The organism is Psychrobacter pasteurii (genome assembly GCF_900162815.1).
In the GTDB taxonomy this organism is placed as follows: Bacteria; Pseudomonadota; Gammaproteobacteria; order Pseudomonadales; family Moraxellaceae; genus Psychrobacter; species Psychrobacter pasteurii.
In genome coordinates this window covers 1-13375 of sequence record NZ_FUGD01000105.1, presented here as the reverse complement: position 1 = coordinate 13375, position 13375 = coordinate 1, and the positions used below count along the sequence as shown (strand labels likewise).

Genomic DNA, 13375 nt, shown 5'->3' with positions numbered 1-13375 from the left:
CCTTGTAAGCTGTTTTCAAGTAACGGCTTACTAAGCTCTTGATAGCTGATGTTGTCATTATGCACAAATCGCCATAACGCTTGGGTCTGAGCAAAACTGCTTTTAGTATCCATAGTTGCTTTCATACCAGCATGTAGATAACCGTTTGGGTGAGTGTGATTGTGTACGAGTTGCTGATAACGTTTAATAAGTCTCGTATCTAGCTCCATTTTATCTATGCCATACTGGAAGATTCTATCATTCTTTTTTGCTCTTTTTAAGTTGTGTAGATACCTATGCCCTGAAGTGGGTGGTTTTACGGCGACTGGTGATAAAAATCACCGGTTACCATCACATAGTCTTGCATATCGATAACCTTGCCAATCTCATAGTCTAGCTGTTGATACCCATACAACCCTGACTTAAGTTTTTGCAGGTAGGAAAATAAGTCATCAGTCACCCCGCTGCTGTGCACATAGTGTAAATCGGCATCGCACATAGCCGCAAACTCATCATACTGCTTATTTAGTAAATAGCTAAAACGCTGCTGTTCAAGTTCGCTAATTTTTTGTTTCATAGTCTCTCTTCTTGACCTACTCCCACCACCAAACCTAGCGGTTATGGTTGGGGAATCTTTGCGACCCATAGTAACTTCAATCTAAGATTGTGTCACCACCTTTCGCCAGTACACTTACACTGAAAGTCACGTACTGGGGGAACTCTTTACACAGTAGCAAGTCCTGCTACATCAGCTAACGCCTGTTGGCGTATATTATTGCCTGTATTGATATCACTGTCATGCTGTGTTTGACAGTTAGGACACACCCAATGACGCACCGATAACGGCAGACTGTCTAATTTGTGATGACAATGCGAACAAATTTTAGAACTGGCAAAAAACTGATTTACTTTTAGAACATTTTTGCCGTACCAATTCGCCTTGTAAGTAAGCAGAGTAACAAACTGTCCCCAGCCAACATCATTAATGGCTTTGGCAAGTTTACGGTTCTTTACCATGTTTTTTACACCTAAATCTTCAATCGCATAACTGGTAGCTTGGTTTTCGCAAATCAGTTTATACGTGACTTCATGGTGTAAGTCTAAGCGCTGGTTGCGTACCTTTTCATGAATACGAGCAACAGCTAATTTTTGTTTTTGATAGTTCTTACTGGTCTTTTGTTTACGAGCAAATATTTTTTGCTGTATAGAAAGTCTTTGACTGGCTTTGGCTAAATGTTTTGGGTTATCAACCTTGCTACTATCAGACAGAACAAGTAGATGACTGATGCCTAAATCAATACCCACCGTCAAGCTGGGCTCAATGGTAGTTAGTGTCGGCAGTGCTTCACCATTATCAACCAGTACGCTTGCATAGTATTTGCCTGTGGCAGTTTTACTAATGGTAACGGTTTAATATTACCAATAAATTCACGGCTAAACACCGCTTTAATGCCCTTAAGTTTGGGTAGGTTGATCATGCCTTGCTCAAAGTTTACCGTGCAGTGTTGGGGGCATTGATAACTTCGCTGTGGGATTTTTTTAGATTTAAAACGTGGAAACTTAGCCTGACCTTTGAAGAAATTAGTAAAAGCGGTATGTACGTTGAGCAAGGCATTTAGTAACGACTGGCTATTAACTTCACTAAGCCATGAAAATTTAGCCTTTTTCTTTTTCTTAACCAAGTGACTTTGAATCTTGGTTCGTGATAAAGACTTACCAAATATAGCGTAGTAGCGTTTTTGCAATGCTAACGCCCAATTGAACACAAAACGGCTACAGCCAAAGTGCTTTTCGATTAGCAAGGCTTGTTCGATGTTTGGGTAAATGCGATATTTATAGGCTTTAAGCATGGCTTTTTAGTCGACTTGAGTGTAGGTATAACTTAGCATTATTTGTATTTAGCATCAATTATGAGTAATAAACCTAAATCGTATTATCATTGCGTTTACAGTCTTACTTATCATTTTGTAGTATTAGTTACAAAAAACGGTAGAAAATGCTTTACTGGGGCTATGCTTGATAGGCTAAAAGAAATCATAACGAACCTCTGTCAAAAATGGGAAGTTGAGCTGTTAGAGTTTCAAGGCGCATCCGACCATGTGCATTTACTGCTTGATATGCACCCCAATATCATGCCAAGTAAGTTCATCAATAGTCTAAAAACAGTCACTAGCCGACTGATGAGAAAAGAATTTGCAGAACATTTGGCAGAGTTTTACTGGAAGCCTGTACTTTGGACTAGAGCATATTGTTTGCTGACCACTGGCGGTGCTACCATTGATACAATTAGGCAATATATCGAAAAACAAGAACGTCCTGACTAGCTCGCCCGTGCTGACATCTCCACCTAAATCAAAGATTATAGGTGGAGAATTACGCACGATAAGTTAAAAGCTTAAAGTAAGTATCCTGACTGGTGTTTTTATTTCAGATGCGAGAAAAATTGTAGTTATAAAAAAACCTAGGTAAACTGTGGTAAACAGAGGGCGCAACTAGGATGAGCTACAGTGGTAAAATTGATTTTATTAGGGCTTTTAGCAGGAGCATTTTTTAGCTCAACTTTTGTGCTTAACGAGTTGATGAGCAGTGTGGGCGGTCATTGGTTTTGGTCGGCCAGTCTGCGCTATGTATTTATGCTGCTGTTGGTTTCTCTTATTATCATAGCCCAACATGGAATAGGAAGAATTAAACAGCTGAGTGCTTTATTTGCACAAAACCCTATATTTTGGTGTGTCACTGGTGGCATTGGATTTGGTTTATTTTATGCCGGCATCTGTTATGCAGCCGACCATGTCAGTGGTTGGGTGGTCGCGGCCACCTTTATGTTCACTGTGGTGAGCAGCTTATTTATCTTAATGGCGTTCGGTCAACGCTTCGAAAAAAAGATATTCTTTTATGCTTTTTTAATTTTCACCGGAGTGGTCTTAGTGAATTTAAGCGAAGGCCTAAATGCCGATATTCACGACCAAGCCCCTTTGTTTGAAATCTTATTGTATGGTGCTCTGCCAGCGCTAATCGCTGCCTTTAGTTATCCACTTGGTAATCAGTTGGTATGGCAAGCTTCCTCTAATGCTAAATCCTCAGCCGCTTTTAATCCAGATATGACGACAGAAGAGCTTTTGGACAGCACTGCAAATACTAACAACGTCGCTGATAGCCGAGTAACTCGTTATCTTACCGCCAAAATTCCGTCATTTGAAACCCTACTATTACAAAGCTCATTTAATAAGATATGGCTAATGACTTTAGGCAGCTTGCCTTTTTGGTTGATTTTAGCAACAGTTATACGGCCACCTTTACCAGCTGCCTCGCAAGTTTTTAATACCTTTTTGGTGGCGTTATTGGCAGGTGTAGTAGCCACAGGATTATTTTTATATGCCCGTGAAGAAGCCAAAACCTCAAGTGAAGTGGCTGGCGTGGATGCCACTCAAGCAAGTGAAGTTATCTTCGCCTTAATCGGTGGCATGGTTTTGTTAAATAACCCCATGCCTTCAGCACTGGGTCTATTGGGCGTGGTGATTATCATATTGGGCTTGATATTATTTGCCAAAAACAACTAAGCGTATTAACTGTCGGAGTGATTATCCGCTCCAATAACCTGTGCCAAATGCCCAGTTTTTAAATAAAGTGTCACCCCATCACTCCCCGCTTTGAAGTTTGCAAAACGGGTATTTAATTCACTATTTATATCCTCGTCTGTATTGTCATCAATCACAGCTGGCAGGCGAATCCAACTGCCGGCGCTATACTCATCTGATAGCTGATCTGATTTCATTTCAACCAAAGACCCACTCACTACAAGCAGCTCTGCCCCACCCTCTGGCCGACTATCAAATACAGTCTCACCTGACTGCAAGCGCTGTAAACTAACCTGCTCATACTCTGATGAAAACAACGGACAAACCTGCCGTTTGCCTTGAGCCTGCCAATGCTCTGCATCATTGGTATCTATCGCCACATACTGCTTTTCATCTTCTGTCATCTGACGCAGTTTGACAAAAATTGTCGCGCCTTCATCACTATAAGGCTGATGCCCTGAGCCTGGCGGATTACGCAGATACCAGCCCGCAGGATAATGCTTGTCATCGGCTGAGAATACCCCTTGCAGTACCAATATCTCCTCCCTACCAGGGTGCAAGTGATGCGGAAAATAAGAATCGGGTGCATAACGCACTAGGCTTGTGGCCCGAGCTTTTTTGGCACCTATACGGTCCAGCATCACGCGATGTACCCCACTTTGCGGAGAGTGCACCCATTGATGCTGCTCTGCACAAAGCTCGGCACGCTGGCTAAAGTCGGCATTAATTCGCATAAACTATCCTTAAATGTATGACCTTATCGCAGTTAAAACTTGTAGTCACACCTAATAAATTGATAAAGATTTCATAACCTTAACCCAATTTGTCATTATAATGGACAAAACCAAAGGTTAATCGACTTTACTTGCGATTATTTGTACATTGTTATTAGATACTAATATTTTTATGCCCGTTTTAAATAGCGGCGGCGTTACAGGCTTATTATTATGACCACTTATATTTTAGATACCGAAACCACTGGGCTTGTCGAGCCTCACATGACGGAAGCGGCTTACAGCATTATTGAGATTAATAACGGGAAAATTGAGGTTATTCAAGCCCCAAGATCCAAGCGCTTTAATCCACTAAAGCCCATTAGCTTAGGATCTATGGCAACCTCTCATATTTGTGATGAAGATGTGGCCCAAGAGCCGCCGCACACAGAGTTTCGTTTACCCAGCAGTGTGCAGTATTTAGTAGGGCATAACATTGACTTTGATATGGCAGTGCTAAAAAATGCTGGTGTAACTCACACCCCGAAGCTTATCTGTACTAAAGCGATGTCAAGCTATTTGCTGCCCACGCTTGAGAGCCACAAACTGGTGTCTTTACTGTATTACTTTCACCGCCAAGTGGCACGTGAACAAGCCAAACACGCACACGCTGCTATCTATGATATTTACTTTACCCAATTGGTACTGGGCAGCTTAATTGAGCTGGCCAATAGCCAAGGTCACAACATCACAGACGTTGAGAGCCTATACCAATTTAGTGAAATGGCGCGCATCCCTACTCACCTAAGCTTTGGTAAATACAAAGGTCAGGCCATTAAAGAGTTGGCTGCTACCTCAGATGGCGCCGGCTATCTAAAATGGCTACTAACCCAAGACAGTATCGATCCTTATTTGGCTCAAGCTTGCCAGCAGGCATTGGATGCTTAACCATTAAGCTATAGTAAGCCTGATTAACCCATTAAAAACAGTCTATTTATAACCCGCTACTTCATGCAATTTAGAAGTAGTTAAATCGGTTATAAATAGGCTGATAGTTTAGTGCTTAAGACTACATATCGACTTTAAGTCTATCCCAGTATTTTTGATACAGCGCCATAGTAGAGTCGCTTACATCGCCACGGAAAGTTGCAAGAGACAGCAATTCTTCCCGCGGATAAATAATCTGATCATTGGCAATATCAGGCGGTAGTAAAGCTTTGGCCGCTTCACTTGGCGAACCATAACCAATCTCTTCACTGATAATGGCCGAGTTCTCTGGACGCAAGATAAAGTCTATAAACGCATGCGCATTGTCTTGGTTTTTGGCATTTTTTGGAATGCACATGTTATCCATCCACATAATTGCGCCTTCTTTTGGATATACAAAATCAAGCTCTGGCATGCCCTGATCTTGAGCCATGATCACCTCACCATTCCAGGCCATACCCAGATAAGTTTCCCCTTCAATAAAGGGCATACGCGGCGCATCTGAGTTAAAGGTGCGCACGTTTGGCATCATCTTAGATAGGACCTCATACGACTCTTTGATGTGCTGCGGGTCTTCGGTCATTACTGGATAGCCGAGCACCAACAGACCAATAATAAACACATCACGCATGTCATTCATAAGCATCACCCGACCTTCGAACTCTGGACGCCATAAGTCATTCCACGAACGTATTGTGTCAATATCCACTCTATTTTTATTGACCGCGATACCCGATGAACCCCACAAATAAGGAATACTAAACTTGTTTTCTGGATCAAAACCGGCATCTAAAAACGACTTACCAAGATGCTTAAAGTTGGGAAGTTTGCTGTGGTCAATCTGCTCTAGCATGCCCTCTTTACGCATCTTATCCACGAAGTCAGTACTTGGGAAAATAATGTCGTAGTCACCGCGATTGTTCATCAACTTCAACTTGGCATACATAGCCTCATTGGAGTCAAAGGTACTGTACACCACCTCGATGCCGGTCTCTTTAGTAAAGGCTTTTAGCACATCGTCCGAAATGTATTCGGTCCAGTTATAGACCTTGACCACATTTTTACCGTCCGTGTTTACGACAGCAGACTCACCCTCTGTCTCGTGAGATGAGCCTGTCGGCTGACAGCCGCTAAGAGCACTCATACCTGATAGCGCAGCCAATCCTGCCCCTGTTATTTCCAAAAAACGTCGGCGAGTGAGAAACTTAGTGTTTGACATAACAATATCCTTAACGTTTTCTGAGCAACAACAGCTGTGATATAACCAAGCCAACCAGCGATATGGCCAATAAGATAGTGCCTACCGCATTAACTTCTGGTTTCACCCCAACACGAACCATAGAGTAAATCTGTAACGGCAGAATCTCAAAGCTTGCGCCGGTATTAAAGGTTGAGACCACCACATCATCAAGCGATAACGTAAAGGCCAATACCCAACCTGCAAGCACCGCCGGCATAATGGTTGGTAATAATACGGTGCGTATCATGGTAAATTCACTGGCGCCTAGATCACGAGCGGCTTCTAAAATACTATTATCTAGGCTGGCCAATCGCGCCGATACAGTAATCACCACGAAGGGCAGGCAGAAGGTGATGTGCGCTAATAATAAGGTCACAAACCCAAGCTCAATACCGATCATCAAAAATAGTGCCAATAAGGAGATGGCCAATACAATCTCTGGCGACATCATCAGCACAAACAGCAAACTTTGTAGTACGCTTTTACCCTTGAAGTTATAACGCTGAAATGACAAGGCGGTCAGGCTACCAATGACCGTAGTTACCGTGGCAGCCACTACCGCCAATAACACCGAGTTAATGGCCGCTTGTATCATCGCCTCATTATTAAATAGCTCATAATACCAATCAAGGCTAAAGCCGCCCCAGGTGTAGCCCACTTTTGAGGCATTAAATGAGAACACCACCATCACTAAGATGGGTGCAAACAGCACTAGGTAGATAAAGGTTAAATAAAGGCGAGAAAGCCACTTCATTGTATTACTCATACTCACCCCCTTAAGCCACTTCGTTATGATCGGTTTTGCCAATACGTTTACTGCTGGCGTAGTAAGCCGCAATTAATATCGCCATAGTTGCCGTCAACAATACGCTTGCAGCCGCCCCAAATGGCCAATCACGAGCATCTAAGAACTGCGACTTAATAATGTTACCTACCAATAAGTTACGCGAACCGCCCAAGATATCCGCCACATAGAACATACCCATTGCCGGTAACAGCACTAATAGCACTCCAGATATGATGCCTGGTGTGGTCAAGGGTAATATCACATGCCAAAAGGTCTGAAACTTGTTGGCACCCAAATCTTTTGATGCCAGAACAATATCATCGCGCAAATCGGTAAATACCGCATACAAAGGCAGCACCATAAACGGGAATAACAGATAGACCAATCCGCCAATCACCGCTTTTTGGGTATATAAAATCTGTAATGGCTCATCAATAAGCCCCATGCCAATCAAGGCTGAACTTAAAAGACCATTGGCGGCAATAATCAACTTCACCGCATATAAGCGTACCAAAGAGTTGGTCCAAAAAGGAATGATGAGCAATAACATCAAAAAAGATTGCCACTTTTTTGACACCCGGCTGACCAACCACGCAAAAGGATACCCCAAAATCAGGCAAATCAAGGTGGTAATAGAGGCCATGCTCAGCGAATGCAAAAATACTTTGACATACAGCGGGTCAATAAAGCGTAAGTAGCTCTCTGCAGTTAACGGCAATGCCAAGAAGCTGTCTTCATCTCGGGTCATAAAACTTGCCAGCACCACCAAAATATTGGGGATGAGGGCAAACACAATTAACCAGGCCCAGATAACAAACAAAGTCACACGCTGAAACAGCGGACTTCTGCTAGCCGTATGGGTCGCCGTATTTACTGAATTATCGGGTACAATTGACTTATTCATCAGGTAAGATCCACTCCCAGCCATCAACCCAGTCCACTCTAACCTCTTGACCTAACTTATAGTTGAAGTTGGGGTCATCTTCGTTAAAGTACTCTGATGCCTTAACCATATTGCCATTTTCAAGTTTAATCACCGAGTCAAGCGTACTGCCTTTATACGCACTGTCGACCACGTAGCCCACAAGCCCATCATAGCCCTCATTGAGATAATAAACGCGGATGTCCTCTGGGCGCAGAAGTAGGTTTATACTTTGGCCCACTTGTACTTCAAATTTCGGACGGGGCAAATCACGTACCGGATGGAAGCCATCTTTTTGTTCAGTGACTTCAACTTTAATACGGCTATCACTAATTTCAAGCACACGGGCTTTAAATAAGTTGGTCTCACCAATGAAGTTGGCGGTAAATAAGTTAGCAGGTGACTCATAAATACGAATGGGCGAATCAATCTGTTGAAACTCGCCTGCTTTCATGACCGCGATACGATCTGACATCGATAACGCTTCTTCTTGGTCGTGGGTCACGAACACAAAGGTAATCCCAAGTTCACGCTGCAAACGCTTAAGCTCTGACTGCATTTGCACCCGCATCTTGGCATCTAATGCCGATAATGGCTCATCAAGTAATAGCATCTTAGGGCGATTAACTACGGCGCGAGCTATGGCAATACGCTGCTGCTGACCGCCTGACAAATCTTGTGGCCGTCTATTAATAGTATGCTCCAGCTGCACCATCTCTAAAGCTTCTTTTACCCGTGTTTTAATCTCATCTTTGGGTACTTTTTTTAGCTTTAAACCATAAGCAATGTTGTCAAACACACTCATATGAGGAAACAAAGCATATTGCTGAAACACAGTGTTAATCGGACGCTTTTCTGCAGGCAGGCTAGTAATATCAACGCCATCTAGCTGCATTGAACCGGTATCTGGCATCTCAAACCCACCGATTAAGCGCAATAAAGTGGTCTTACCGCACCCAGATGGTCCTAGTAGCGTTAAAAATTCGCCATCATAAATATCTAAATCAATGCCTTTTAGAATTTGCGTGTCGTCATAAGATTTGCTTAGACCACGGATACGCAGCAATGATTTTTTATCAGACATTTGCGCTGAGGCCATTGAAGAAGATTCATTAAGTGACATAGGAGCTATCTCATATCAAAGGGGGTTGCTTGTAAGGCGCTATCGTACATGACCAACATCAAAAAACCAACCGATAAGCTTACAATTACTCAAGTTTCGTGTAGTTATACAACATAGACTAACTTGACAGTTACAGGTGATTTAAATCATGCTGTTATTTAAACTCTAGGCTATTTAAATTTTAGGAATAAATCCTCCATACCTTTAATAAAAACATAGCATTTAATAAAGGCATCCTTTAATAAAAATATCGTTAAATAAACATATCTTTCAACAAAATATAACTTTAATAAGGAACTACCATGAGTGAAGCTCTACCTGCTCTGCGCATCGATATTGTGTCTGACATTGTCTGCCCTTGGTGTGTGGTCGGCTATCGTCAATTGGCCGAAGCTTTAAAGCAAACCCACACAGCTCACGAGATACACTGGCATCCATTTGAGCTAAACCCAGATATGCCAGAAGAAGGTCAAAACCTACGTGAGCAAATCATGGAGAAATATGGCTCAAGCCAGCAAGAGTCGGATGCTAGCCGAGTTAGGATTACTGAAGCTGGTGCAGAGGTGGGCTTTGAATTTAACTTTACCGATGACACCCGTATGCACAATACTTTCAAAGCCCATCAATTATTGAACTGGGCAGCGGACTATGGCCTTAAGCATGAGCTAAAACAAGCCTTATTTGCCGCTCATTTCACTGACAATCGTAATATCTCTGATGAAGAAGTCCTAGCGGATATTGCAGAAGATGTAGGCCTAGACCGTGAGCAAGCTTTGGCCGTCCTTGCTGATCAACGTTATGCCGAAGTGGTACGCACTGCCGAGCAACAAATACAGCAACAAGGCATTCAAAGCGTGCCAGCGGTTATCTTCAATCAGCGTCATTTAGTAAGCGGCGCACAAGGGGTGGAGAACTTTAAAAGTATCTTAAATCAACTGGCGGCAATGAAATAAGAGCAGTTAACAGCCAGCGTTCTAAAATTAAGAACAATATATTGCCATAACGCCTGTTTATTGTTACTTAATAAAGTCTTAGTATAGTCCCATCAGATCTTAACTCACTTAAATAATCTTAACTTACTTAAATAACTGTTACTTATTAATAACGATTACTTATTACCAAGGAGATCAAAATGGGACTATTGATAGACGGCAAATGGCATGACCAATGGTATGACACCAAAGCCAATAAAGGCCGCTTTGAACGTGACATTTCTCGTTTTAGAAACTGGATAACTGTCGATGGCAGTGCAGGTCCTTCTGGCACGGATGGCTTTAAAGCTGAGCCCAATCGTTACCATTTATATGTCTCTTTGGCCTGTCCTTGGGCACATCGCACCTTAATCTATCGTAAGCTAAAAGGCTTAGAGGATATGATTTCGGTCTCTGTGGTGCATCCTTTAATGCACAGTAACGGCTGGACCTTTCAGCCTGGTGAAGGCGTGATTGCCGATCCCCTATTAAATGCTGATTATATGTATCAAATCTACACGGCGGCCAAATCTGATTATACTGGCCGAGTCACTGTGCCTGTACTTTGGGATAAAAAGAAAAACACCATCGTTAGCAATGAGTCATCAGAAATCATCCGTATGTTTAACTCAGCGTTTGATGAAGTTGGTGCCAATAAAGAAGTAGACTTCTTACCTGAAGAACTAATAGCTGAAATTGATGAGTTAAATGAATTCATTTATCCCAATATTAATAATGGCGTATATTTATCTGGCTTTGCTACTACCCAAAAATCCTATGATGAAGCTGTCGTTAGTTTATTTGATGCGCTAGATAAGATTGAGGAGCGTTTGGCTACCCGTCGTTATCTAACAGGTGACACCATCACCGAGGCAGATTGGCGCTTATTCCCTACCCTAGTTCGCTTTGACCCTGTGTATGTAGGTCACTTTAAGTGCAACATCAAACGCATTGTAGATTATCCAAATATCTGGGGCTACGTACGTGATCTATATCAAGTGCCAGGGGTGGCCGAAACGGTGAATATGGACCATATCAAATCGCATTATTATGGTAGTCATGACACCATTAACCCAACTTTGATTGTGCCTCGTGGCCCTGAGATTGACTTTATGACGCTACATGGTCGTGAAAAGTTATCTAAATAAGACCATAACAACAACTATTCCATAATAAAAACTAAAACACTAAAACGATAACATGCTTTCCTTTGCCCAGTTGCTGTTCTCCAGACGGTTAAACTGGGTTTTTTTAGCCGGTAATAACTGCTATATCCACGAAGCTAACCCACATTAAAAAAAGCCACTCTCAAAACAAGAGTGGCTTTTTATTTAAACATTTATATCAGTTAACTATTACAACATAAGCTAATCATTGTTTAAATTAACGAGCATCTGGGTGTAATAGATTTTCCATAGCTTCTACTTTTTTTGGTTCCTCACGTGGAATAAATTTGTTTAATACTAACCAAACCAGACCAATAAGTGGAGAAATCCAGCAAACAAAAGCGTAAGGCGCATAAGTTAAAGTTGCTGCACCAAGTGTTGCCGCTACGAAGCTCCCCCCCATGTTCCAAGGAATTAGGGGTGATAATAACGTACCACAGTCTTCAATAGAACGGGTTAGTGTCGTACGCTTAAAGCCCATTTGCTGATATTTATCTTTTAACAGACGGCCAGGCAGTACCAAGGTGGTATAAACGTCACCAATGATGGTACCTACGCCTAACACTACGCCGTAGGTTGAGCCAACCAAGCCAAAGCGAGTTTTAATAATTTTGTTTAGCTTCACCATAATTGCTTTTAGGGTTCCGTAATGCTCAAGCGAACCCACAAATGCTAAGGCGAAAATGGTTAGGGTTACTACCCAAGTCATCGACATAACGCCGCCTTTGGTCAGCAGCTGATCGACCACTTCAATACCTGTTTCACTGACAAAGCCATCTTGTAGCACCACAAAGATGTCGTGCACACCAACACCCTGCAAAAAGAAGGCAATTACTGAGGCCACGAATACCCCAATTAACACCGTAGGAATGGCAGGGAACTTCATAACCGCAGCACCGACCACAACCACTGCTGGCAACAGAGTCCATAAGCTAATGGTGTAATTGTCCGCTAAGGTTTGCTGCATTTGCTGAATCGATGACATATCGACAGAGTCCGAGCTATACCCTGCCCCAATCCAAGCATAAAGCCCTAAGGCAATAATGGTAGCAGGTAAAGTCGTTGGCAATAGGCCTTTAATATGGTCCCACAGATCGATGCCGGCAGACGCTGGCGTTAAGTTTGTGGTATCTGATAGCGGTGACATCTTATCACCAAAAAAAGCACCTGATACGATAGCGCCGCCTGTCAATTCAGGAGGTAGGCCTAAGCCGGTACCAATACCCATCATCGCAAGGCCAACCGTACCAATCGTGCCCCACGAAGTACCAGTCGCAATCGAAATCACCGCACAAATAATACAGACCGAGACTAAGAATGAGGACGGACTAAAGATATCAAAGCCATAATACAAAATAGTCGGTACGGTACCGGCGATAATCCAAGCACCAACCAACATACCTACCCCCATTAAAATAATAATGGCTGGCAGGCCCACACGAATCACACGTAAAAAACGCGATTCCATACCTTCCCAACTGCGGCCACGAGCGGCCATAAAGACAGCGGTAATTAAGATACCGCAGGCTAAGGGAATATGGGGAGTGAAGTCTTTGAAGACGAAGAACTGCACCATCAAGATCATGGCGGTGAGTACGAGAGGAGCGATGTCTAGCAGAAAGTTTGATGAGGCTCTATAGCCCTTTACCTCAGGATCGTAGGGCTTATTTTTTATCATAAAAAGGTGGAATCTCCCTGATTTAATTAACGCTATCCATAAGTTGTATAGGACAACTGTGTATTGACTTCCTCCCCTCGCTAAACCGAGGGGATTCCTACAGCTAGACGGTCAAGCCCGACCGCAAGGATGTTCTTAGCAGCATTGATATCTCTATCATGCCATGTGCCACACTCAGCACAAGCCCATCCTCTTATTCGCAAACCTGCTCTACCTTTTGGACTACTGTCA

15 protein-coding genes and 1 pseudogene are annotated in these 13375 nt (G+C 42.8%); 5 read left to right on the top strand and 11 right to left on the bottom strand.

All coding sequences use genetic code 11. The features are described from left to right. The 4 genes and pseudogenes from A1232T_RS09460 to A1232T_RS14525 all read right to left on the bottom strand — a co-directional run. A pseudogene (locus A1232T_RS09460) lies at positions 1–209 on the bottom strand (transposase); the annotation flags it as partial. A gap of 86 nt (positions 210–295) precedes the next feature. After that, positions 296–556 carry a nuclear transport factor 2 family protein gene (locus A1232T_RS09455; RefSeq protein WP_077449182.1) on the bottom strand — a complete coding sequence of 87 codons (261 nt, stop codon included), beginning with the start codon at positions 554–556 and terminating at the stop codon, positions 296–298. Between the two features lie 146 nt (positions 557–702). Then, a complete protein-coding gene (locus tag A1232T_RS14530) occupies positions 703–1341 on the bottom strand; it encodes an RNA-guided endonuclease TnpB family protein (RefSeq protein ID WP_279625894.1) in 639 nt (212 codons plus the stop codon). Further along, positions 1308–1829 (bottom strand): RNA-guided endonuclease TnpB family protein, encoded by a 522-nt coding sequence (locus A1232T_RS14525; protein WP_279625893.1) that lies wholly within the window; start codon positions 1827–1829, stop codon positions 1308–1310. The genes A1232T_RS14530 and A1232T_RS14525 overlap by 34 nt, the downstream gene beginning before the upstream one ends. A gap of 60 nt (positions 1830–1889) precedes the next feature. Here A1232T_RS14525 and tnpA point away from each other — a divergent pair, with 60 nt between their 5' ends. Beyond that, the gene (gene tnpA, locus A1232T_RS09445; protein WP_077449181.1) at positions 1890–2303 is read left to right on the top strand and encodes an IS200/IS605 family transposase; all 414 of its coding nucleotides are present in this window, start codon (positions 1890–1892) and stop codon (positions 2301–2303) included. Between the two features lie 183 nt (positions 2304–2486). Then, positions 2487–3539: a multidrug resistance efflux transporter family protein gene (locus A1232T_RS09440; RefSeq protein WP_077449180.1), complete on the top strand. Its 1053-nt coding sequence runs from the start codon at positions 2487–2489 to the stop codon at positions 3537–3539. Positions 3540–3544: 5 nt separating this feature from the next. Here A1232T_RS09440 and A1232T_RS09435 read toward each other — a convergent pair whose 3' ends face one another. After that, the gene (locus tag A1232T_RS09435) at positions 3545–4291 is read right to left on the bottom strand and encodes a cupin domain-containing protein (RefSeq protein ID WP_077449179.1); all 747 of its coding nucleotides are present in this window, start codon (positions 4289–4291) and stop codon (positions 3545–3547) included. Between the two features lie 213 nt (positions 4292–4504). Here A1232T_RS09435 and A1232T_RS09430 point away from each other — a divergent pair, with 213 nt between their 5' ends. Beyond that, positions 4505–5218 carry an exonuclease domain-containing protein gene (locus A1232T_RS09430; protein ID WP_077449178.1) on the top strand — a complete coding sequence of 238 codons (714 nt, stop codon included), beginning with the start codon at positions 4505–4507 and terminating at the stop codon, positions 5216–5218. A gap of 121 nt (positions 5219–5339) precedes the next feature. Here A1232T_RS09430 and A1232T_RS09425 read toward each other — a convergent pair whose 3' ends face one another. The 4 genes from A1232T_RS09425 to potA are packed head-to-tail and all read right to left on the bottom strand — an operon-like array spanning position 5340 to position 9329. Further along, complete coding sequence (locus A1232T_RS09425) at positions 5340–6476, bottom strand: ABC transporter substrate-binding protein (protein ID WP_077449177.1); 1137 nt, start codon at positions 6474–6476, stop codon at positions 5340–5342. Positions 6477–6486: 10 nt separating this feature from the next. Continuing rightward, the gene (potC, locus tag A1232T_RS09420; protein WP_077449176.1) at positions 6487–7263 is read right to left on the bottom strand and encodes a spermidine/putrescine ABC transporter permease PotC; all 777 of its coding nucleotides are present in this window, start codon (positions 7261–7263) and stop codon (positions 6487–6489) included. Between the two features lie 10 nt (positions 7264–7273). Further along, a complete protein-coding gene (potB, locus tag A1232T_RS09415; RefSeq protein WP_077449175.1) occupies positions 7274–8188 on the bottom strand; it encodes a spermidine/putrescine ABC transporter permease PotB in 915 nt (304 codons plus the stop codon). Then, the gene (gene potA / locus A1232T_RS09410) at positions 8181–9329 is read right to left on the bottom strand and encodes a spermidine/putrescine ABC transporter ATP-binding protein PotA (protein WP_077449174.1); all 1149 of its coding nucleotides are present in this window, start codon (positions 9327–9329) and stop codon (positions 8181–8183) included. The genes potB and potA overlap by 8 nt, the downstream gene beginning before the upstream one ends. 302 nt (positions 9330–9631) lie before the next feature. On the opposite strand from potA, the gene A1232T_RS09405 reads away from it, so the two are divergent. Then, positions 9632–10282 carry a DsbA family oxidoreductase gene (locus A1232T_RS09405; protein WP_077449173.1) on the top strand — a complete coding sequence of 217 codons (651 nt, stop codon included), beginning with the start codon at positions 9632–9634 and terminating at the stop codon, positions 10280–10282. Between the two features lie 179 nt (positions 10283–10461). After that, positions 10462–11448 carry a glutathione S-transferase family protein gene (locus tag A1232T_RS09400; protein WP_077449172.1) on the top strand — a complete coding sequence of 329 codons (987 nt, stop codon included), beginning with the start codon at positions 10462–10464 and terminating at the stop codon, positions 11446–11448. A 235-nt stretch (positions 11449–11683) separates the two neighbouring features. On the opposite strand, the gene nhaC is transcribed toward A1232T_RS09400, so the two are convergent. Further along, positions 11684–13144 carry a Na+/H+ antiporter NhaC gene (nhaC, locus tag A1232T_RS09395; RefSeq protein ID WP_077449171.1) on the bottom strand — a complete coding sequence of 487 codons (1461 nt, stop codon included), beginning with the start codon at positions 13142–13144 and terminating at the stop codon, positions 11684–11686. Positions 13145–13224: 80 nt separating this feature from the next. Further along, the coding region (locus A1232T_RS09390; protein WP_143513945.1) for a zinc ribbon domain-containing protein at positions 13225–13375 on the bottom strand (151 nt) is incomplete at its 5' end.

Bases quoted from the DNA above. Each gene is read 5' to 3' on its own strand.
- A1232T_RS09455 (WP_077449182.1), bottom strand. From the start codon at position 556: ATGAAACAAAAAATTAGCGAACTTGAACAGCAGCGTTTTAGCTATTTA.
- A1232T_RS14525 (WP_279625893.1), bottom strand. From the start codon at position 1,829: ATGCTTAAAGCCTATAAATATCGCATTTACCCAAACATCGAACAAGCC.
- tnpA (WP_077449181.1), top strand. From the start codon at position 1,890: ATGAGTAATAAACCTAAATCGTATTATCATTGCGTTTACAGTCTTACT.
- A1232T_RS09435 (WP_077449179.1), bottom strand. From the start codon at position 4,291: ATGCGAATTAATGCCGACTTTAGCCAGCGTGCCGAGCTTTGTGCAGAG.
- A1232T_RS09430 (WP_077449178.1), top strand. From the start codon at position 4,505: ATGACCACTTATATTTTAGATACCGAAACCACTGGGCTTGTCGAGCCT.
- A1232T_RS09425 (WP_077449177.1), bottom strand. From the start codon at position 6,476: ATGTCAAACACTAAGTTTCTCACTCGCCGACGTTTTTTGGAAATAACA.
- potC (WP_077449176.1), bottom strand. From the start codon at position 7,263: ATGAGTAATACAATGAAGTGGCTTTCTCGCCTTTATTTAACCTTTATC.
- potB (WP_077449175.1), bottom strand. From the start codon at position 8,188: ATGAATAAGTCAATTGTACCCGATAATTCAGTAAATACGGCGACCCAT.
- potA (WP_077449174.1), bottom strand. From the start codon at position 9,329: ATGTCACTTAATGAATCTTCTTCAATGGCCTCAGCGCAAATGTCTGAT.
- A1232T_RS09405 (WP_077449173.1), top strand. From the start codon at position 9,632: ATGAGTGAAGCTCTACCTGCTCTGCGCATCGATATTGTGTCTGACATT.
- A1232T_RS09400 (WP_077449172.1), top strand. From the start codon at position 10,462: ATGGGACTATTGATAGACGGCAAATGGCATGACCAATGGTATGACACC.
- nhaC (WP_077449171.1), bottom strand. From the start codon at position 13,144: ATGATAAAAAATAAGCCCTACGATCCTGAGGTAAAGGGCTATAGAGCC.